This window comes from Burkholderia sp. LMU1-1-1.1, from assembly GCF_040675865.1.
Classification (GTDB): domain Bacteria; phylum Pseudomonadota; class Gammaproteobacteria; order Burkholderiales; family Burkholderiaceae_D; genus Rugamonas.
This window is the reverse complement of record NZ_JBEGHG010000022.1, coordinates 33,803-53,528: the sequence shown is the minus strand read 5'-3', so window position 1 is coordinate 53,528 and position 19,726 is coordinate 33,803. Positions and strand designations below refer to the sequence as shown.

General features: G+C 65.9%; 16 protein-coding genes. 6 read left to right on the top strand and 10 right to left on the bottom strand.

Going from position 1 to position 19,726, the window contains the following annotated elements:
- Window positions 1–17: 17 nt before the first annotated feature.
- Window positions 18–689 carry a c-type cytochrome gene (locus MRBLMU1_RS18315; protein ID WP_363503912.1) on the bottom strand — a complete coding sequence of 224 codons (672 nt, stop codon included), beginning with the start codon at window positions 687–689 and terminating at the stop codon, window positions 18–20.
- Between the two features lie 147 nt (window positions 690–836).
- Here MRBLMU1_RS18315 and yihA point away from each other — a divergent pair, with 147 nt between their 5' ends.
- The gene (gene yihA, locus MRBLMU1_RS18310; protein WP_363503910.1) at window positions 837–1,580 is read left to right on the top strand and encodes a ribosome biogenesis GTP-binding protein YihA/YsxC; all 744 of its coding nucleotides are present in this window, start codon (window positions 837–839) and stop codon (window positions 1,578–1,580) included.
- 43 nt (window positions 1,581–1,623) lie between these two features.
- Window positions 1,624–2,640 (top strand): porphobilinogen synthase, encoded by a 1,017-nt coding sequence (gene hemB / locus MRBLMU1_RS18305; RefSeq protein ID WP_363503908.1) that lies wholly within the window; start codon window positions 1,624–1,626, stop codon window positions 2,638–2,640.
- An 89-nt stretch (window positions 2,641–2,729) separates the two neighbouring features.
- Here the strand turns inward: hemB and acpA are convergent, their stop codons facing one another.
- Window positions 2,730–4,871 (bottom strand): acid phosphatase, encoded by a 2,142-nt coding sequence (acpA, locus tag MRBLMU1_RS18300; protein ID WP_363503906.1) that lies wholly within the window; start codon window positions 4,869–4,871, stop codon window positions 2,730–2,732.
- 146 nt (window positions 4,872–5,017) lie between these two features.
- Here acpA and MRBLMU1_RS18295 point away from each other — a divergent pair, with 146 nt between their 5' ends.
- The 3 genes from MRBLMU1_RS18295 (at window position 5,018) to MRBLMU1_RS18285 (ending at window position 7,652) form a co-directional block, all read left to right on the top strand.
- A complete protein-coding gene (locus tag MRBLMU1_RS18295) occupies window positions 5,018–6,289 on the top strand; it encodes a cytochrome-c peroxidase (RefSeq protein WP_363503904.1) in 1,272 nt (423 codons plus the stop codon).
- 110 nt (window positions 6,290–6,399) lie between these two features.
- Window positions 6,400–6,984 carry a TetR/AcrR family transcriptional regulator gene (locus MRBLMU1_RS18290; RefSeq protein ID WP_363503902.1) on the top strand — a complete coding sequence of 195 codons (585 nt, stop codon included), beginning with the start codon at window positions 6,400–6,402 and terminating at the stop codon, window positions 6,982–6,984.
- Between the two features lie 95 nt (window positions 6,985–7,079).
- On the top strand, window positions 7,080–7,652 hold the full coding sequence (locus MRBLMU1_RS18285; protein ID WP_363503900.1) for a DUF308 domain-containing protein: 573 nt from the start codon (window positions 7,080–7,082) through the stop codon (window positions 7,650–7,652).
- A gap of 278 nt (window positions 7,653–7,930) precedes the next feature.
- On the opposite strand, the gene MRBLMU1_RS18280 is transcribed toward MRBLMU1_RS18285, so the two are convergent.
- The 6 genes from MRBLMU1_RS18280 to clpP all read right to left on the bottom strand — a co-directional run bounded on the left by MRBLMU1_RS18280 (window position 7,931) and on the right by clpP (window position 14,169).
- Window positions 7,931–8,209 carry a hypothetical protein gene (locus tag MRBLMU1_RS18280; protein ID WP_363503898.1) on the bottom strand — a complete coding sequence of 93 codons (279 nt, stop codon included), beginning with the start codon at window positions 8,207–8,209 and terminating at the stop codon, window positions 7,931–7,933.
- A gap of 48 nt (window positions 8,210–8,257) precedes the next feature.
- Window positions 8,258–9,493, bottom strand: coding sequence for an ABC transporter permease (locus MRBLMU1_RS18275; RefSeq protein ID WP_363503896.1), 1,236 nt, complete (start codon window positions 9,491–9,493; stop codon window positions 8,258–8,260).
- Entirely contained in the window at window positions 9,490–10,734 is a 1,245-nt protein-coding gene (locus MRBLMU1_RS18270; protein ID WP_363503894.1) for an efflux RND transporter periplasmic adaptor subunit, read from the bottom strand. The genes MRBLMU1_RS18275 and MRBLMU1_RS18270 overlap by 4 nt, the downstream gene beginning before the upstream one ends.
- Window positions 10,731–12,752 carry an HlyD family secretion protein gene (locus MRBLMU1_RS18265; RefSeq protein WP_363503892.1) on the bottom strand — a complete coding sequence of 674 codons (2,022 nt, stop codon included), beginning with the start codon at window positions 12,750–12,752 and terminating at the stop codon, window positions 10,731–10,733. Before MRBLMU1_RS18265 ends, MRBLMU1_RS18270 begins: the two co-directional genes overlap by 4 nt.
- On the bottom strand, window positions 12,749–13,456 hold the full coding sequence (locus MRBLMU1_RS18260) for an ABC transporter ATP-binding protein (protein ID WP_363503890.1): 708 nt from the start codon (window positions 13,454–13,456) through the stop codon (window positions 12,749–12,751). The genes MRBLMU1_RS18265 and MRBLMU1_RS18260 overlap by 4 nt, the downstream gene beginning before the upstream one ends.
- 98 nt (window positions 13,457–13,554) lie before the next feature.
- Window positions 13,555–14,169: an ATP-dependent Clp endopeptidase proteolytic subunit ClpP gene (gene clpP, locus MRBLMU1_RS18255; RefSeq protein ID WP_363503888.1), complete on the bottom strand. Its 615-nt coding sequence runs from the start codon at window positions 14,167–14,169 to the stop codon at window positions 13,555–13,557.
- Window positions 14,170–14,328: 159 nt separating this feature from the next.
- Between clpP and MRBLMU1_RS18250 the strand changes: the two genes are divergently transcribed.
- Window positions 14,329–15,030 (top strand): sigma-70 family RNA polymerase sigma factor, encoded by a 702-nt coding sequence (locus MRBLMU1_RS18250; protein WP_363503886.1) that lies wholly within the window; start codon window positions 14,329–14,331, stop codon window positions 15,028–15,030.
- Window positions 15,031–15,102: 72 nt separating this feature from the next.
- Here the strand turns inward: MRBLMU1_RS18250 and MRBLMU1_RS18245 are convergent, their stop codons facing one another.
- A complete protein-coding gene (locus MRBLMU1_RS18245) occupies window positions 15,103–18,684 on the bottom strand; it encodes a M1 family aminopeptidase (RefSeq protein WP_363503884.1) in 3,582 nt (1,193 codons plus the stop codon).
- A gap of 9 nt (window positions 18,685–18,693) precedes the next feature.
- A complete protein-coding gene (locus MRBLMU1_RS18240) occupies window positions 18,694–19,620 on the bottom strand; it encodes an ABC transporter ATP-binding protein (protein WP_363503882.1) in 927 nt (308 codons plus the stop codon).
- Between the last annotated feature and the right edge of the window lie 106 nt (window positions 19,621–19,726).

Sequence of the window (19,726 nt, the reverse complement as noted above, 5' to 3'; positions counted from 1 at the left end):
GCGCGGCAAAGCCAACTTTATTTCAAGCCAGCGACGTAATCGGCGACGGCCTTCATTTCCTCGTCCGACATGCGCTGCGCGATCGTGCTCATCTGCGCGCTGTTCTTGCGGCCGCCGGATTTGAACAGGCCAAGTTGCGCGACCGTGTAATCCTGATGCTGGCCGGCGATGCGCGGATACTGAACCGGGATGCCGCCGCCGCTGGCGCCGTGACAGCTGGCGCAGGCCGGCACGTTCTTGTCGGCGATGCCGCCGCGGTAGATCTTCTTGCCCAGTTCGATCGTGTCCTTGTTCTTCGCCGCACCCGGCTTGGTGGCCTGGGTGCTCAGCCAGGCCGAAATATTGTGCTTTTCCTCGTCCGTCAGCATCTTGGCGTAGGTCGTCATCACCGGTTGATTCCGCTCCACGGTGGTAAAGTTCACCAACTGCTTATAAATATAGCCCTCGTGCTGGGCCGACAATTTCGGATTGATGGCGATGGTCGAATTGCCGTTGGCGCCGTGGCAGGAGACGCAGGCCGGCAGGCCGCGCGCGTTGTCGCCGTCGGTGTACAGGGCGCCGCCCTTGGCCGCGTCGATTTTCGGTGCAGGGGCCGCGGCGGGCTTTTTCTCTTCGGCGGAGACGGAGGCAGAGACTGCCAGCAGAGCGATGAGCAAGGATTTTACAAATGGTGAAAACACACGATTCATTCAAGCACCCTGAGACGAGTCTAAAAAGTTTTTTTGAAACTGTCGCCCACGCTAGCACGAAATATGCATGGCAACACTTCGTAACCACTCATTGTACAATAGCTTTCCAGCATATTTGCTCCCTTTTGTTGCATTTTTCCCCATCCCATGTCCAAACTCTGGCAAGCCCGCTTCTTTACGACCGTCAACCAATTGCGTGACCTGCCCGATACCACGGTGCCGGAAATCGCCTTTGCAGGTCGCTCCAACGCCGGCAAATCGACCGCCATCAACATCCTGTGCAACCAGAAAGGGCTGGCGTTCGCCTCCAAGACCCCGGGCCGCACCCAGCACATCAATTACTTCTCGATCGGCGGCGCGCACGTCGCCCAGCACCGCAAGGACCCGACCATCGTCGAGGAAATCGAATGCCTGCTGGTTGACTTGCCCGGCTACGGCTACGCGGAAGTGTCCGGTTCGGCCAAGCTGCACTGGCAGCGCCTGCTGGGCGACTACGTGCAGCGCCGCGAGCAGCTGGCCGCGCTGATCCTGATCATGGACTCGCGCCGCCCGTTTACCGACCTGGACATCCAGATGCTTGAATGGTTCGCGCCGACCGGCAAGCCGATCCATTGCATTCTGACCAAGGTTGACAAGTTGAACCGCAACGAATCGGTCAACGTGCTGCGCCAGGCCAAGGCCAAGCTCGACAGCTATGTCGACGAGGACGGCGAAGGCTTCCCGTTCACCGTACAACTGTTCTCCGCGCTCAAGCGCATCGGCATCGACGAAGCCAACGACAAGATCCTGGAACTGGCCGGCGTCACCGACGAGCAAGCGGCGGCTCAGGTCGAGCTGATCGAGATGGAAGACGACGTCGAACCGGACGCGGAGCAGCCGAAGCCGGAATAAGCAAGCCGCCCTTCTTGCCCACACTCTTTAGGAAGTTTTCACGATGCACACGCCTCACGCCTCCGCCCAATTCCCCGGCATCCGCATGCGCCGCATGCGCCGCGATCCGTTCTCCCGCGCGCTGATGCGCGAGAACGCGGTCACGGCGTCGGACCTGATCTACCCGGTGTTCATCCTCGAAGGCACGCACCAGCGCGAGCCGGTGCTGTCGATGCCCGGCGTGGAGCGGGTCTCGGTCGACCTGCTGCTGAAGGTCGCCGAGGAATGCGTGAGCCTGGGCGTGCCGGTGCTGGCGCTGTTCCCGGTGATCGACGTGGCCAAGAAGACGCCCGACGGCGTCGAGGCGACCAATCCGGAAGGGCTGGTGCCGCGCGCCGTGCGCGCCCTGAAGCAGGCGTTCCCGCAGCTGGGCATCCTGACCGACATCGCGCTCGACCCGTACACCAGCCACGGCCAGGACGGCCTGATCGACGACAACGGCTATGTCATCAACGACATCACCACCGACATGCTGATCCGCCAGGCGCTGTGCCACGCGGACGCCGGCGTCGACGTGGTGGCGCCGTCGGACATGATGGACGGGCGCATCGGCGCGATCCGCGCCGCGCTGGAGGAAAAGGGCCATATCCACACGCGCATCATGGCGTACTCGGCCAAGTATGCGTCGGCGTTCTACGGCCCGTTCCGCGACGCGGTCGGCTCGGCCGCCAATCTCGGCAAGGGCGACAAGAACACCTACCAGATGGACCCGGCCAATTCCGACGAGGCCCTGCGCGAAGTGGGCCTGGACCTGGCCGAGGGCGCCGATATGGTGATGGTCAAGCCGGGCATGCCGTATCTGGACATCGTGCGCCGCGTGAAGGACGAGTTCAAGGTGCCGACGTTCGCCTACCAGGTCAGCGGCGAATACGCGATGATCAAGGCCGCCGCGCAAAACGGCTGGCTCGACCACGACAAGGTGATGATGGAATCGATGCTGGCGTTCAAGCGCGCCGGCGCCGACGCCGTGCTGACCTACTTCGCGCTGGACGTCGCGCGCCTGCTCAAGGCCGCCAAATAATCTGATCTTTCGTCGACACGAAAAAATGGCCGGGTGCGATCCCGGCCATTTTTGTTTGTGGCGCCGATTTCCCGTTCGGCGCCGGCCGTCTACTCCTGCGGCGTCAGGGCCAGGGCCGCGCTGAAATCACCCATCGGCTTGGCGCCGTTGGCGGCCAGCGCCTGGTCGCGCACCGTCAGGCCATCGAGCACTGGCAGGTTGAAGCGATGCGTGATGGCGCGCAGGATCGAGGCCGAGTCGTACTGCGTATGGTCGACCGAGCCCTTCTTGACGAACGGCGACACGATGATCGCCGGCACGCGCGTGCCCGGGCCCCAGCGGTCGCCCTTCGGCGGCGCGGCGTGGTCGTAGAAGCCGCCGTTCTCGTCGTAAGTCACGATGACCAGCATGTTCTTCCACTGCGGACTCTGCTTTAGCTTGGCGATGACATCGGCGATGTGGGCGTCGCCGTCGGCCACCGAGGCGTAGCCGGCGTGCTGGTTCAGATTGCCCTGCGGCTTGTAGAACGCCACCGGCGGCAAGGTGCCGGCGGCGACGTCGGCCACGAACTGGGTGTCGTAATCCTTCAGGTGCGCCGCGCGGTAGGCCGCATTCGTCACCGGGTCCATCTCGGCGAAGTAGTTGAACGGCTGGTGGTGGAACTGGAAGTTGGGCGGGTTGGCAAAGCCGCCGCGCGTGGCCGAGGTGGCGTTGGCGGTGGTGCTGTTCCAGGCGCCGGTATACCAGGCCCAGCCGATGTTCTTACTGGTCAGCATGTCGCCGATGTTTTTCTGCGTCTGCGGCGGCAAGGTGTTGGCCTTGGCCGGATCGGCGTACAAGTGGCTGCCGTCGGCGCTGGCCGGGGCGTTGCTGCTCGGCTGGAACGGCGGCTGCATGGTGTTGACCGCGTAGAACATGCCGCTGGCGTCGGCCGGCGTCAAGGTGCTGTCGTTGGCGTAGGTCTGCGCGCCGTTCAGCACGCTGCCGGGCGAGGTGGCCGACGGCGTCAGGCGCACGAAGTTGCCCTTGGCGTCGACATCGATCTTCGAGATCGACGCGGCCGCCACCGACTTGTCGGCGTTCGGGTATTGCGGCGCGCAGGCGCAGATCAGGTACTGGTGCGTCAGGAACGAGCCGCCGAAGGCGCCGATGAACAGGTTGTCGGCCAGCGCATACTGCTTGGCGATGTCCCACATCTTCATCTTGCTGCCGTCGTAGTAGCCCATGGTCAGGCCGCCGGCGTCCGAATACAGGGCGAACTTGTCGTTGGCGCCGCCGTTGATCTGCATCTGGTTGTTGTAGAAGCGGTGCACCAGGTCGCGCGTGATGACCGACTGCGGCATCGCGATCGGGCTGTTGACGTCGTCGATCTGGAACGGCTTGTTCGGCAGGTTGGCCGACTGCGCCTGCGTGATCACCAGGCTCTGGCCGGCGGCGGTCATGCCGCCCCAGGTCGGCGGCAGCACCGGCAAGGTGCTGTTGTCGACATCCTTCTGCGCCACGTAGCCACCGGTCGAGGTCGGATTGACGCCGGGCACGCCGTTAGCGCCCGGGAACAGGCCGTACAGATTGTCGAAGCCCCGGTTCTCCGCGTAGATGACGACGATGTTCTTGATGTTGCCCAGCGCGGCGCCGGCGCTGATGGCGTTGGCCACGTCGGCGCTGGCGCTCTGCGTGCCGGCGGCGGCGATGACGGCGGCGAAATTGTCGTTCTCGGCTTTCAGCTTGGCCTGGTCGTCGCCGGAGACCTTGTTGACGTCGGCCAGCAGATTGCTTTCGGCCACGCCGATACGCGCCGCCAGCTGGGCGCTGGCCTTGGCGAAGTCGCCGCCGTTGGCGTCCATGATCGCGCTCAGCTCGGTGCTGATGGCGTCGATGATGCCGGTGTGGCCGTTCGGCGCGCGAAACACCAGCTTTTGCGTGACCTTGGTGCCGGCGTCGCCTGGGGCGTCGTGACGGATGGCGTCGGTGCCGACGGTGACCAGCAGCGCGCCGCTGCTGGTGCCGGTCACTTTAAAACTGCCGTCGGCACCGGTGCGCACGCTGCCCGAATTGCTGTCGCAGGTCAGCTTGGCGCTGCCGCTTTCCAGACAGACCGAAGCGTTTTCGTAATAGCTGCCAACCACTTGGCCGGACAGGGTCGGTACGTCGCCGTCGGACGAACTGCCGCAGGCGATCAGGCCGGCGCCGGCGCCGGCCGCCAACAACAGCAGCGGCAACGGGCGCAGGACCGTTTTCAGTTTGGATGTCATGTTCTTGCCTTGTGGGTGGGATGAAAGCGGCTCATGCTAGGCGGCGAATATGTCAGGACGATGAAATGGCGGAGCCGGAAACGTATCGTTTTGTATCGTTTTCTAACAGTCATGTAGTCGTCATGTCATATTGGTAGTCTGGGCGCATGAAAATTATTTATGCACTTCTGCTGGCCGCGCTGTTGGGCGCCTGCCAGCGCGCGACACCCACCGCACCCGCCGACGCGGCACAAGTCTCCAGCCCTGGCGCCGACGCGCCGCGCGCCGCCTATGCGCCGCCGGCCGGACGACGGCCGACGGTGCCCGAACTGACCGAACTGGGGCGCGCCATGTTCAACGATACCAGCCTGTCGGCGTCGGGCAAGCTGGCCTGCGCCAGCTGCCACAGTCCCGACAACGCCTACGGTCCCAACAACAATCTGGCGGCGCAACTGGGTGGCGCCGACGGCAAGACCGAAGGCACGCGCGCGACGCCGTCGCTGCGCTACATCCAGAACTCCCCCGCCTTCAGCGAGCACTACCATGACGACGATGGCGACGACAGCACCGACGCCGGCCCCACCGGCGGCCACGACTGGGACGGCCGCGCGCGGTCGGCGCACGAGCAGGCGCTGGGGCCGCTGCTATCGGCGCGCGAGATGGGCAACAAGGACGAGGCGGCGGTGCTGGAGCGGTTGCAGGCCAGTCCGCTGGCGGCGAAGTTCCGGGAGGTGTACGGCGTCGACATCTTCGCGCGGCCCAACGCCGCCCTGCAGGGCGCGTTGATGGCGCTGGAGGTGTTTCAGGAAAGCCCGGCCGATTTCTATCCCTACAGCAGCAAGTACGATGCGTTCCTGCGCAAGCAGGCCACGCTGTCGGCGCCGGAGGTACGTGGGCTGCAGGTGTTCAACGACGAAACCAAGGGCAACTGCGCGTCCTGCCACATCAGCCGCATCTCGCCGGGCGGCGTGTTCCCGCAGTTCACCGACTACGGCCTGATCAACATCGGCGTGCCGCGCAACCGCAAGCTGCTGGTCAACGCCGACCCGCGCCACTACGACCTCGGCCTGTGCGGCCCGGACCGCACCGACCTCAAGGACCACAAGGAATATTGCGGCCGCTTCAAGACCCCGTCGCTACGCAACGTCGCGCTGCGCAAGGCCTACTTCCACAATGGCAGCTTTAGCCGGCTGGAGGACGTGGTGCGCTTCTACGCCACGCGCGATACGACGCCGATGAAGTGGTACAAGGATCGCAAGTTCGACGACCAGCCGGCCGGGCTGGAGGCCAACGTCAACATGGACGCGCCGTTCGGCGGCCGCCCGGGCGGCGCGCCGTCCCTGAGCGAACGCGACATCGCCGACCTGATGGCCTTCCTCAACACCCTGACCGACGGCTACCGGCAAGGCGCTTCGCCCGTTTCGACACGGCAGCCGTAATTCCCAGCGAGGCGCGAGAACTAGTCGCCCGGCGACAGCGGTGTCACCGGTCAGGACCGCTATCCAAATAGTTCTTGACTAGCCTACCTACTAGAAGGTAGCATTCACACATGAGTAAATTATCCAATACCGCCGAAGAAATCGTCTCCTGCGCACGGGGACTGATCATCGCCGGAGGCTATAACGGCTTCAGCTACGCCGATATCGCCGAGGTGGTCGGTATACGCAAGGCCAGCATCCACCACCATTTCCCGAACAAGGTGGACTTGGTCAAGGCGCTCGTGGTGCAACACCGCCAAGCCACGGAGGAAGGGCTGGGCCATCTTCAGCAAGCCATTGCCGATCCGGTGGAGCAGCTGCGCGCGTACATCCAGCACTGGTCGAAATGCATCGAGGATCTGAGCGCGCCGTTTTGTGTCTGCGCGCTGCTGGCGGGCGAATTGCCGATTTTGCCGGAAGAGGTGGCGATCGAAGTGCGCGCCCACTTCCGGTTCCTCTCGGATTGGCTGGCCTCGGTGCTCGCCGAGGCGATACGGCGAGGAACGATCCAGGCGGCCTACACGCCGCAGGTCGAGGCGGAGATTTTCATGGCCACGGTTCACGGCGCGATGCTGTCGGCGCGCGCCTATGGCGACGGCTCGATGTTCGGCACCATCGCCAGCGCCCAGTTGGCGCGGTATTTATCGCAACCGTAGTTTCGTCGAGCCGCTAAGCGCTAATGCGCTTAGGGCTCGGTTTTTTCAACCGCAATACCTACCAACTAGTAGGTAGCACATAAACGGAAAATATCATGTCCCAGCAAGTAAATATCAACATCCCGGCGGAGCAGGAAAACTGGCTCAAACGCTACTACTATGTCCGCGCGGCTTTTTCGGCGATATGGCTCATCGCGGCGATAACGATTGGCAAAAACTCGGCTTCCGCCAGCGCGCTGCTGCTGATCGGCTATCCGGCATGGGACGCGCTGGCCAATTTCATCGACGGCAAACGCAGCGGCGGGCTGGCGCGGAACCGTACCCAGCTGATCAACGTCCTCGTCAGCCTTGCCGTCGCGTTGGCGCTCGCGGTCAGCCTGCCGGACATGCACCGGGTGTTGGTCGTATTCGGCGCCTGGGCCATCCTGTCGGGCCTGCTCCAGCTCGGCACCGCGCTGCGCCGCTGGAAATCGCACGGCGCACAATGGGCGATGATATTGAGCGGCGCGCAATCGGCGCTTGCCGGCGCGTTCTTCATCTCCCAGGCGCAATTGCCGGCGGAGCCATCGCTCGCCACCGTCGCCGGCTACGCAGGTTTCGGCGCGTTCTACTTCCTGGTCTCGGCGCTGTCGCTGAGTTTTGCCACACGGCGCCGCCAACGAGGATGACGGAAACACGGAGGCCGTAAGGCAAGGGCTCGGCTGCGATCAGCGCGGCTTGCCCTCACGAAAAGATAACGATTCATCGCGTCGGCCACACCAACGAATGCCCTGATAAGTCCAGGGTGGCGAATCGAAGAAACATCCATAGACAGCATCCGGCTCAGCAATAAATTTATCGCCCGGCGCAAGTCCCTTGATGAAAAACAGGGAAATGTGGAACTTTTCAACAGGCCGAAAATTCCAAAATGTCCGAATGTCGGCCCCTTGTGTTTTTTGACAGCGGGTTAGTCACGTAGAAACGCGGTGAGGAAAAAAAGTACGCCGAACATTATCGGCAACATTAGAAAATTGAGAGTGAGGCCAATCGCAAATCTGGCCTTGGCCATGAAATACAGTGACGCTAATAACGGAATGCCAGTGCCCACCCCCGTCATCCAAAGAAAGGAAGGAACGCCAGCACTCGATCCTGCTGCGGCAAGACCAAATACCAGCCACAAGAACCCTATGAACCCATTACCGGCGAGAATAATCAACCATACGATCCAGCTAGCAATTTTATCCATACATCTCAGGGAACTGGGTTGCGCGGGGACTGCTCCCCGCAGATGTTTTTATCCGTCGCTACGGAGCGCGGCGATCGGGTCCAGCGCGGCGGCCTGGCGCGCGGGGAAGACGCCGAAGGCAAGGCCCACCGCCACGCACAGCAGCACCGCCGCGATCAGGCTGAGCGGCGACCATGCCACCGACCAGCCGGCCAAGGCGGCGATGCTGTAGGCGGCCACCGCGCCCAACACCACGCCCAACAGTGCGCCGCTGACGGCGATCACCAGCGCTTCTGCCAGGAATTGCTCGACCACGTCGCGCCGGCGCGCGCCCAGCGCCCGCTTCAGGCCCACCTCGCGGCGCCGCTCCAGCACGTTGGCCAGCATGATGTTCATGATGCCGATGCCGCCGACCAGCAACGATACCGCCGCGATCGAACTCATGACGATGGCGAAGATCCGCTGCGTTTGCTGGTTCTGGCGATACAGGCCCATCGGCACGATCAGGTTGGTGTCATCGGCGCCGCCATGGCGCTTGGTGATCAGTGCCTGCAGCACGCGCGCGGCCTGGTCCGGCGCGACCTTGCCGTCGAGCCGCACGCTGATGCCGTCGACCTCGTCCTCGATGCGCTTGAAGTTGAAGCGCGCCCTGCCCGTCTCCCAGGCGACGAACAGGCGCTCGTCGTCGAGCCCCAGCTTGACGCCTTCAAAGTCGGACTTGCTTTGCGCGCGATCCTCCAGCACGCCCACCACCTCCAGCCATACGTGGTTGAGCTTGAGGTGGCGGCCGAGGGCCGGTTCATTGCCGAAAAGCGTGCGCGCCAGGCGGGCGCCCAGCACACACACCGGCGCCAGGGTGGCGCCGTCGGCCGGCGCCAGCCAGCGGCCGGCCGACAGGCGCAGGCCGCCATGCTCGGCGTACGCTGGAGAGACCGCGTAGGCGCGCGCCGGCACCACGCGCTGCCCCAGCACCAGCTGGTCGACCTTGATTTCCTTTTTCATCGACACCGACACCGCGCCCGGCACCACCGACAAGGCCGCCGCGCCGTCGGCGGCCGACAGGCCCAGCGAGCGGGTGCGGATATCCTTGAGCTGCTCGGGGTCGATGGCCTTGCTCTCGATGAGCACGTTGTCCAGCCCCAGCTCGGCCACCAGGCGCAGCGCCTCGCGCTTGCTGCCCTCGCCCACGGCCAGCATGGCGACGATGGCCGCTACGCCGAACACCATGCCCAGCAATGTCAGCCCGGTGCGCAGCTTGCGGCGCTGCAGCTCGGTGACCGCCTCGCGTATCAATGCCAGGTTCATGATTTCTCCGTCGGCGCCGGCGGCAACAGCACGATGCGCGCGCCGGCGGCGACGCCACTTTTCAATTCGCTGCGCACCGGACCGCGTTGGCCCAGTTCGACCTTGCGGCGCGTCTGTTTGCCGCCCTCTTCCGTGTAGACGACATAGCCGGCGCCGTCCTGCACCAGCGCGATGTTGGGTACCGTCAGCGCGGCCGGCTGCGCCACCAGTTCCACCGTGCCGCGCAAGGCCTGGCCCGGCTTGAGGCCGAGCTTGCGCGCGGTGGCGGTGTCGATGGCGGCGTCGAAGTCGCTGTACTTGACCGGCGACTCCTGCGACGTGGTGCTGGCATTGCTGCCGACGCGCGTGACTTTGAGCATGAGCTCGGTACCGGTACCGGCCAGGCGCACCCGCACCGGCAACCCGGTCTTGAGGCCGAACACCTGGCCCTCGGCCACGCTGAAATGGGCCACCAGCTGATTCAGGTCGGGCAGGGAACCGAACTCCTGGCCCGCCACCTGGGTCGAACCGATCTCGGCCTTGGTGCCGTCCCACCTGGCCGCCAGCAGGAACACGCCGTCGTGCGGCGCCACCAGTTCCAACGCGGCCAGACTGTCGCGCTGTTGCGCGGCGGTCCGCACCACGCTGTCGCGCTGCGAATGCAGCACCGCGTCCTGCGCCGCCGTGCGCGCCTGCGCCTGCCCGCCCTTCCACTCCAGATAGGTGCGCTTGGTGGTCAGGAAGCCGACGTCGGCCAGGGCATCCAGTATGTCGTTGCGGGGGAAGATGCTCAGGTCGACGCTGGCGTAGCGCCGGCTCAGGCCGAGGTCGTCCTCGACCTTGGCGCGGTCGCCGGCCAGCTTGTCGCGCTCGACGCTGGCGGCGCTCGCGCTGGTCTGCTCGGCCAGGGTCTTGCGCAACAGTTCCAGCTCGGCCTGCGACAACTCCATGCGCGATTGCGGCGAGTCGAAGCGCGCCACGACCTGGCCCTTTTCCACGCTGCTGCCGTCGGCCACCATGTCGACCAGCATGCGCTGGCTCCAGTTGCTGCCGGGCACGTTGAGTGGGGTGCTGGCGGCGGCCTTGATCTCGCCGTCGACGGCCAGCGTCTCCAGCCATGGACGCGGCGCCAGCGTCTCGGCGGCGACGCCGGACGACGCCGCGTCGCCGCCGCAAGCCGTCAATGACGTGCCCGATGCGATGCTCAATGAGATGGCCAGCGCCAGCGTCATGGCCAGCGGTTTGCGGGAATCGCGCCTCATCGTTTGCTCTCGGCCGGAGGAACGGCATCGGCGACCAGCACCGCTTGCACAGCCGCGCCCGGCTTAAGTCCGCTGGTGCCGCCGTCGAACTGTAACTCGACGTCGCGCACGATGGCCGGCTGGGCGGTCGATTTGCCGTGGAAGGCGCGGCCCAGCGCGACCACGCGCGCGTTCAGCGTCTGGTTGCTGCCCGGTACCGTCACGCGCGCCGCCTGCCCCACGCGCACCCGCGGCGACTGCGCCTCGGGCACGTTGGCGGCGATGTACAGCTGGTCCGGGTCGGCCAAGGTGGCCACCGTCAGCCCCACCCACACCTGGCTGCCGGCGCTGAATTTCTGGCCGTCGAACCCGGTGCGATAGACCACCAGTCCCCTGCGCGGCGCCACCACCTTCAGCGCCGCCTGGCCCTTGGCCAGCGCGGCGATCTGCGTCTGCTGCTGCGCGATCTCGGCCTGCAGGCCGGCGCGCTCGGCGTGGCGGGCGCGCATTTGCGCCTGGTGCTGGGTCACCGCCAGCTTGGCCAGCTGGTTTTTCTCGACCCGCTCGATCACCAGCTTGTCGTAGTCGACGCGCCGTATCAGTTCCTTCGGCATGGTGGCCTTGCGGTCGGCCTTGTCGGCGTTGCTTTGCGCCTCCGCCACGGCCAGTTCGCCCGCGCGGTCGGCCTCGGTCTGGTCGAGCTTGAGCTTGTCGAGCGCGCGCAGCTTTTCGTTGAGCGTGCCCTGCTGCGCGATCAGCCGGGTGGTGACGTCGTTCGATTCGAACTGCGCGATCTGCTGCCCGGCCTCGAGCAGGGTGCCTTCGGGCGCGATCTGCGCCAGCTTGTACTGCCAGACATGGGGGATGCTCGGCGGCGACACCGCCAGCGCGCCGCGCGAGGCGATCTCGCCCTCGACGGTAAGCGCCTCGTCCCCCGGCGGCGGCGCCGGCGGCGACGTCTTGGCCGCGTGCGGTTCGACCAGGGCGCTCATGCCCGCCACCAGCGGCAGGCCGTGCCCGTCGGGCAACGCGATCTTGATGCGGAAGTAGCGGCCCAGGCCCCAGCTCGCGCGCGCCTCCGGCGCGCTGGTGATGGACTTGACCTTGCCGATGACGGCGGCGGTGGCGGTGGCCGGCAAGGCGTCGAAGCGCAGGCTCACCGATTGCCCCTCGGACAGGTAGGGCCGGTCCGCCTCCAGCGCCCAGGCGGTGACGGCCATCTCGCCGTTGCCCAGCACCACGCCGGCGGCGTTGCCCGGCCAAGCCGACGAACCCTCCTCGAAGCGCTGGCCCATCCACGGGCTGTAGCCGTGCACGACCACGCCGTCGCGCTTCGCGCGCACTTCCGATTGCGCCAGCTGGGCGAGCTGGAACGCCAGGTTGATCTGCAGCTTCTTGACTTCCAGCTGGCCGTCCTCGCGGCGCCGGCCGACCGCCTCGCGCGCGCTGACTTCGGCGTCGCGCTTGATCGCCAGGTCGCGCGTGGCGCGGCCGAGCTCGGCCTGGTGGCGGTCGTAGTCCAGCACCGAGATCTGCGTCTTGGGCAGCGCCGCCTCGACCTTGGCCTTGGCCAGCGCGGCCTGCGCGGTGACCAGCGCCTTCTCGGCCTCGACGGCGGCCACCTCCAGGGTGGCGGTTTCCTTTTCGGCGCGCGCGCGTGCCTGCTCCAGTTCGGTTTCGAGCCGGTCGATGTTGGCGGCGCCGCCGGTCTCGATGCGCAGCACCACGTCGCCGGTTTTGACGTGGGTACCCTCGGCAACGAAATTGCGCAGGGTCAGCGGCGCCGAATTCGACGGCGGCACGGTGATGGTTTGCGAGTCCAGCGCCTCCACCTCGCCGGTCAGCAGAACGGGACGGCGCCGCGGCGCGGCGGCGTCGGCGGCGGCTTCAGCCTTCCTTGCGTTATCGGCCTTGCCCGTGGCGGGCGCGGACGCGACGGCGGTGCCGGCCCCGGCCGGGCCGACATCCAGGCCCAGCGCGGCGGCGACGGCCAGCGCCAGCAACGCCGCGCCCGACAGCGCCAGGGTGGCGCGCCTCACGCCCCGCCTTCGGCGATGCGGCCGTCGCGCAGATGGATGGTGCGCTGGGCCCCGGCGGCGATGGCCGGATCGTGGGTGACCAGCACCAAGGTCTGGCCGCCGGCGTGCAATTCGCGCAGCAGCTCCAGCACATCGGCCGCGCTGCGCGAATCGAGGTTGCCGGTCGGCTCGTCGGCCAGCAGCAGGGCCGGCTGGTTCAACAAGGCGCGGGCGATGGCGGCGCGCTGCAACTGGCCGCCGGACAGTTGGCCGGGCAAGTGGCCGATGCGCTGGCCCAGGCCGATGCGCTCGAGCAGCGCGACGGCGCGCTCGGGGGCGCCGGTGTCGGCGTGGCGGGCGTAGCGCTGCGGCAGCAGCACGTTCTCGAGCACGGTCAGGCGCGGCAGCAAATGGAAGGACTGGAACACGAAGCCGATGCGGCGGTTGCGCACATCGGAGGCGGCATCGTCGTCGAGGGCGCTGATCTCGTCCTGCGCCAGGCGATAGCGGCCGGTGTCCGGGCGATCCAGCGCGCCGAGCACGTTCAGCAAGGTCGACTTGCCCGAGCCGGACGGCCCCATGATGGCGACGAACTCGCCGGGCGCCACCCGCAAGTCGATGCCGTCCAGCGCGTGGATCTCGTTACCGCCCTGGCGGTAAGTCTTGCGAATATTACTGAGCTCGATCATGCCGGGAAGTATCCCGGCGCCGCGATCTTTTGTCAATTCCTTAACTTGTCATATTTTGTAAGCTCCGGGGTCAGGTCCACCATTTCTACACGGGCCCTGCCGTGGCGCTGGAAATTTCCCGCTCGGCAGCGGTTTCAGACGGCGTCGCGCGTCGCCAGCACGCGGTCGATCAGGCCGTATTCGGCACCCTCGCTGGCGGACATGAAATGGTCGCGGTCCGAATCCTTTTCGATCCGCTCCAGCGTCTGTCCGGTGCGCTCGGCATAGATGGAGTTCAGGCGGTGGCGCAGGTAAAGGACCTCGCGCGCCTGGATCTCGATGTCGGACGCCACACCCTGCGATCCGCCATGCGGCTGGTGGATCATGATGCGGGCGTTGGGCAAGGCGTAACGCTTGCCGATCGCACCGGCCGCCAGCAGGAAGGAGCCCATGCTGGCGGCGAAGCCGGTGCACAAGGTGGACACGTCCGGCTTGATGAACTGCATGGTGTCGTAGACCGCCATGCCGGCGTACACCGAGCCGCCGGGCGAATTGATGTACAGCGAAATATCCTTGTTCGGGTCCTCCGACTCCAGGAACAGCAACTGCGCGACGATCAGGTTGGCCGATTGCTCGGTCACCTCGCCGACCAGGAAGATCACGCGCTCCTTCAGCAGGCGGGAGTAAATGTCGAAGGCGCGCTCGCCGCGCCCGGTCTGTTCGACGACGGTGGGCACCAGGCCGAGCGCCAGGGGGGAATTCGCAGTCATGGCCATCCTTTCGCGTGTGAAGTAATCACCAAATTGATTACTGTCCGCTTGACGCCCGCGCCACCGCGCCGTGTGACGGGAAAAAAATATATAGTTGGCGCGTCACATCCGGGCCGCGCCGGGCGTCATGTGGCACCAGCCCCATCACAGGAGATTCCGATGCCCCCCATTACCGACCCCGACGGCGCCATGTTCGAAGCGCTGCGCCCGCGCCTGAAAGCGATCAGCCGCCGCATCGTCGGTAGCGAAGCGGAAGCCGAAGACGTCGTGCAGGATTGTTTTCTCAAATGGCAAGACGTCGAACAGGCGGCGCTGGCGACCCCGGCGGCCTGGCTGACCACCGTCGTGCGACACCAGTCGATCGACCGCCTGCGCAAGCGCGCGCGGGATATGGCGGCGGCGCGCAACGCGATGGAACTGGCGCCCGAAGTGCCACCGGCGCCGCCGGAGGACGGCCTGCTGCGGCGCGCGGAATTGGGCGAGGCGCTGGCCCGTTTGCTGGGCCGCCTGTCGCCATCCGAACGCCTGGCGCTGGTGTTGCACGAAGTGTTTGAATGCGACCATGCCGACATCGCGGCGGCGCTCGGCACAACGGCGGTGAACGCGCGTCAATACCTGGCGCGCGCGCGGCGGCGGTTGCGGGAGGACGGCGCGGAGGCGCCGGCCAGCGAGAAGCTATGCCGGGAGTTGATACTCCGCTTCCAGGCGGCGATCAACGGCCGCGACGTGCCGGCGATGATGACCTTGCTCGGCGACGAACAGCCGGTGTCGGTGATCGCCTCGCCGTTGCCGCGCATGCGCACCGGCGCCAGCGCCAACGACGCCTTCTACCACCCCTACCGCCCCGCCCTGGCCGCATAAATCCCACGATCCGGGGTCAGGTCCACCATGGACGCACGAGCACGTGTAGAAATGGTGGACCTTACCCCGGAGTTACTCAATAACAACTTCCTTGCGGTTGTCGCGCGAGACGCGGTCGATCATCTTGTTGTACGGGTCGACGCCGACGTCGAACGGCTGCTCCTTGACCGTGACCGTGACCACCGGCTCGCTGCCCACCAGCAGCCGCTTCTCCGTGAACAGCACCCGTTCCTCGCTTTCCTTGGCGCCCGGCGCGCGGGCGAAGACGGCGATCTCGACCGGCTCGTCGTAGACGCGCGGCGTTTCCTTGCCCTTGCCGTCCGCTTCCATCTTCGCCAGGTGCAGGGTCATCGTCACGTCCCACTGGCCGTCGGCCCGTTTTTTCGCCTTGGCGTCCGTCACGCGGTTGTCGTAGAAGACGATCTTCTCGAACAGGTCGGTGATCAGCGCCTGCTTGTCCTGCGGCGCTTCGGCGCGGATGTAGGCCAGCAGCTCGCGGCTGGTGGTGTACGGCGCCTCCTGGTACGCCTTGTCCTGCAGGAAGCGCTTGAGCGCGCGGTTGACCGCCGCCTCGCCGATCTCGTCGCGCAGGCGGTAGAACACCAGGCTGCCCTTGCGGTAATGGATGTATTGCTGGTTCTCGACGCGGAACAGCGGTTGTTCTTCGATCAGCTCGCCGCCACGCTCGCGCAGGTAGCCGTCCAGCTCGAAGCGCAGGAAGCGGCGCAGCTTGTCGCGGCCGTATTCCTTTTCCATCACCATCAGCGCCGAGTATTGCGCCAGCGATTCGATCAGCATCGTCGAGCCCTGGACGTTGGCGCCCGTCACCTGGTGGCCCCACCACTGGTGCGCCATCTCGTGCGCGGTGACGTAGTAGACGTAGTCGATGTCTTCCTTGTCGCGCAGGTCGGCGATGAAGCCGAGCGATTCCGAATACGGGATCGTGTTGGCGAACGATTGCGCGAAGCCCTGGTAGTTCGGGAACTCGAGGATGCGCGCCTGCTTGTGCTGGTACGGCGTGTAGTTGGCGTCGAAATAGTCGAGCGACTTCTGCGTCGACGTGATCATGCGGTCGACGTTGTAGGCGTGCTTGCTGTCGTAGTAGACCTCGATCGGCAGGCCGCGCCACTCGCCCTTCTTGACGCTCCAGCGCGCCGACAGGTAGGCGAAGAAGTTGACCATCGGCCGGTCCATCTTGTAGTGGAAGTAGCGGCGCCCGCCCTGCTCCCATGTCTTCTGCAGGTAGCCCGGCGCGACGGCGATCTGGTCGCCGCTGGTCGAAACCGTGGTCTCGAAATTGATCCAATCGGCCTCGCCGCCGAAGGCGGTGTTGGCGCGCGCCTTCTCGTCCTCCAGCTTGGCCATGCGCTGCGGTTCGCCCAGGCCGCGCTTGCGGCGCTCGTTGCGGTCCTTCAGCTCGACATCGTCGCGGTAGCCGAAGTGCGGGAAGAACTCGCTGTTGTTGAAGAAGGTGCCGTTCAGGTTGACGCTGTCGGGCGCGCCGCTGTTGGTGAACCCTTCGTGGCGGACATCGACGGTGAAGCCGAGGTCGACACGCGCGCCGGGCGCGATCGGCTGCGCCAGCTTGATGACCTTGAAGCCGGCGATCTTATCGTCCAGCACGACCTGGTGCGGCGGCAGGTTGGCGTAGCGGGTCTCGACGTCGGGGTTGACCTGCAGCCGCAGCTCGGTCAGCGGCAGGCCGGTTTTGTTTTCCAGCAGATAACGGCCACGGATCGCCACCCGGCGCTCGGCCGGATAGATGTCGACATCGGCGCGCACGTCGGTGATGCGCGGCTGCGGCAGGTCCTTGTATTTGCGGTAGTGCTTCTCGTAGTCCGCCTGGCGGTCCATGGCGAGGTCCGACGGCACATACTTGTTGAGCACATTGGTGTTGTAGAAGATCCAGGCGCCGGTGCCGATGAAGCCGGCCACGCTGAGCGCCAGCGCCAAGCCGGCGCCGCTCTTCAAGCGCGCGCCGGCCAGACGCAGGCGGGCGCGCCACGGCCGCGCCAGGCCGCGCACCCAGAACGCTTGCGCCAGGATCAGCGCCGACACCGTGAACAGGCTCCAATACAGCGCGAACCATGACCAGCCCTTGAGGAAGTGGCCGTAACCGTTCATGTCCGAATAGCGCAGGCCCGGCAGCGCGCCGAAGTTGTACAGGTTGTGATTGAAGTGCATCACGCCCAGCACGATCTGCGACACCATCAGCAGGATCACCAGCAGGTAGCCGATGAACTTGTTGTTGGTGAGCACCTGCAGCGCCAGCGCGAACAGTCCCATCAGCACGAAGAAGGCCGATTCCAGCAGCATGCCCTTGACGTACAGGCCGACCTCGATCGGCGCCCCGCCCTTGAACAGCTGGAAGCCGGCGGCCGCCACCGCGCCGGCGAGCAGGAAGCCGAAGATGACGCCGACCAGCGCGACGCATTTGGCGACCAGCGGCGCCCAGTCCGGCACCGGCATGGCATCGCCGACGTCGGAAATCTTGACCTGGCGCTCCTTGAAGATCAGTTCCCCGGCGTAGAAGGTCAGCACGATGATCAGCATGAAGTTGAAGGTGCCGCTCAAGGTCTGCAACATCAGGTGCGTGACCGGGTAGACGGCGGTGCCGAAGATGTTGTCGGCCTGGCTGGCGGCGCCGATGAAGTTGAGTACGCCGAACAGCAGCATCACCAGGAAAGGCACGCTCCTGAACACGCCCCGGGCGTCGAAGGCGAGGATGTGCCAGCACTGTATCCAGCCGGTGGAAGCCTGGAAGCGCGGCGCGATGCGCGGCAGCGCCCCGGCCGGCGACGGCGCCGGCGCCACGGGGGCCGGCTTGGCCTTGCCGAACAGGCGGCGGCCGGTGCCGACCCTTTGCGGCTTGAACAGGATCAAGGTGGCGATGAAGAAGACCACCGCGACGCCCAGCCACAGCAGGCGGTTGGCCAGCAGGTAGCCGGTGAACGGCGGCAGGCCGGCGTTGGCCTCGGCCGCCGAGAAGTAGCGGGTGGCGCGGCCGAAGGCGCGCACGCCGAACGGGTCGACCAGCACGGCGATCCATTCGTTGTTGATGTCGCGCGTGAAGGCGCCGGCGACGGCCCACAGCACGAAAAAGCCCAGCACGCCGACGTAGACCAGCATCATCGAGCGGGTGGTGGCCGCCAGCAGCATCAGCAGCGCGCCGACGAACAGCAGGTTGGGGATGACGAAGAAGGCGAAGCTCCACAGGTAGGCCGCGCCCGGCAGCGGACCGACGCGGGCCTCGTCCACCCACGGCATCAGCGGACCGAGCAGCATGCCGATGGCGATCAGCACGAAGATCGCCAGGCAGGCCACCAGGCCGGCGCTGAAGCGGCCGAGCAGGTATTGGTACTTGCGCATCGGCGTGGCGAACAGCATGTCGGAGATGCCGACCTCGCTGTCGCGCAGCACGGTGCCGGCGATGAAGATGGTGACGATGAACATCGAGATCACGGTGAACGTGCCCATGATCTGCGCCACGACCGTCGGCGCGTTGCGGTGGACGTTGCCGATGGCGCCGCCGACCTGGATGGCGTCGCTGGTGGTGGCGCCGAACGCCATCAGGGCCAGGATCAGGCCGCTGACCCACAGCAGAGGCTGGCGCAACTGGTAGCGCAGATCGAATCTAAAGAATTCAAGCAACATGGCGGCTCCTTACGCCGCGACCGGCGACGCGGCCGACGCGGCCGACGGGGCGGCCGGCGCGGCGGCGCGCGCGGCGTTGCGCACGTGCAGGAAGTAGACATCCTCCAGGTCGGGCTCGACGGCGATGAAGCCGTCGTCCGGCTGGCTGTCGGCGTAGACGTTGATCTGCGGTTTGCCGCCGACCAGGCGCGTGTGCAGCACGTTGAAGCGCTGCTGGTATTCCGGCAGCGCCTCGGCGCTGACGCTGCGGCGCCAGACCTTGCTCTTGATGGTGTCGATGGCGGCCAGCGGCTCGCCCTGGCTGAGCACCTCGCCCTTGACGATGATGGCCATGCGCGGGCACAGGTCGGTGACGTCGGCGACGATGTGGGTCGACAGGATCACCACCACCTGCTCGCCGATCTTGGCCAGCAGGTTGAGGAAGCGGTTGCGTTCGTCCGGGTCGAGGCCGGCGGTCGGTTCGTCGACGATGACCAGGCGGGGCGAGCCGAGCAGCGCCTGGGCGATGCCGAAGCGCTGGCGCATGCCGCCCGAGTAGGTGCCGAGGTTGCGTTTGCGCGCTTCCCACAGGTTGGTTTGCTGCAGCAGCGCCTCGACCGCTTCCTTGCGCTCGCCGCGCGCGGTCAGGCCCTTGAGGACGGCGAAGTGGTTGAGCAGCGTTTCGGCGCTGACCTTCGGGTAGACGCCGAAGTCCTGCGGCAGGTAGCCCAGCTGGCGGCGCAGCGCCTCGGGCTGGGCCAGCACGTCGAGGCCGTTGAAATCGATGCTGCCGCTATCGGGATCTTGCAAGGTGGCGATGGTGCGCATCAGCGAGGATTTGCCGGCGCCGTTGGGGCCAAGCAGGCCGAACATGCCGTTGGGGATGTCGAGGCTGACGTTGTTGATCGCTTTGACGCCGTTGGCGTAGGTCTTGCTCAGCTGTTTGATCGATAGCATGGAACGCATTCTCCGGATAAGAAACGGACGGGGTCCGTGGCAACCTTACTATAAGGTAAAGTTGCAAACTTAGCAGGATTTTGCGATGGGCCGCAGATTTCGGGGA

Coding starts and splice junctions, on each gene's coding strand:
- MRBLMU1_RS18295 (WP_363503904.1), top strand. CDS start 5,018: ATGAAAATTATTTATGCACTTCTGCTGGCCGCGCTGTTGGGCGCCTGC.
- MRBLMU1_RS18275 (WP_363503896.1), bottom strand. CDS start 9,493: ATGAACCTGGCATTGATACGCGAGGCGGTCACCGAGCTGCAGCGCCGC.
- MRBLMU1_RS18245 (WP_363503884.1), bottom strand. CDS start 18,684: ATGTTGCTTGAATTCTTTAGATTCGATCTGCGCTACCAGTTGCGCCAG.
- MRBLMU1_RS18290 (WP_363503902.1), top strand. CDS start 6,400: ATGAGTAAATTATCCAATACCGCCGAAGAAATCGTCTCCTGCGCACGG.
- MRBLMU1_RS18315 (WP_363503912.1), bottom strand. CDS start 689: ATGAATCGTGTGTTTTCACCATTTGTAAAATCCTTGCTCATCGCTCTG.
- MRBLMU1_RS18240 (WP_363503882.1), bottom strand. CDS start 19,620: ATGCTATCGATCAAACAGCTGAGCAAGACCTACGCCAACGGCGTCAAA.
- MRBLMU1_RS18285 (WP_363503900.1), top strand. CDS start 7,080: ATGTCCCAGCAAGTAAATATCAACATCCCGGCGGAGCAGGAAAACTGG.
- yihA (WP_363503910.1), top strand. CDS start 837: ATGTCCAAACTCTGGCAAGCCCGCTTCTTTACGACCGTCAACCAATTG.
- MRBLMU1_RS18250 (WP_363503886.1), top strand. CDS start 14,329: ATGCCCCCCATTACCGACCCCGACGGCGCCATGTTCGAAGCGCTGCGC.
- clpP (WP_363503888.1), bottom strand. CDS start 14,169: ATGACTGCGAATTCCCCCCTGGCGCTCGGCCTGGTGCCCACCGTCGTC.
- acpA (WP_363503906.1), bottom strand. CDS start 4,871: ATGACATCCAAACTGAAAACGGTCCTGCGCCCGTTGCCGCTGCTGTTG.
- hemB (WP_363503908.1), top strand. CDS start 1,624: ATGCACACGCCTCACGCCTCCGCCCAATTCCCCGGCATCCGCATGCGC.
- MRBLMU1_RS18280 (WP_363503898.1), bottom strand. CDS start 8,209: ATGGATAAAATTGCTAGCTGGATCGTATGGTTGATTATTCTCGCCGGT.
- MRBLMU1_RS18270 (WP_363503894.1), bottom strand. CDS start 10,734: ATGAGGCGCGATTCCCGCAAACCGCTGGCCATGACGCTGGCGCTGGCC.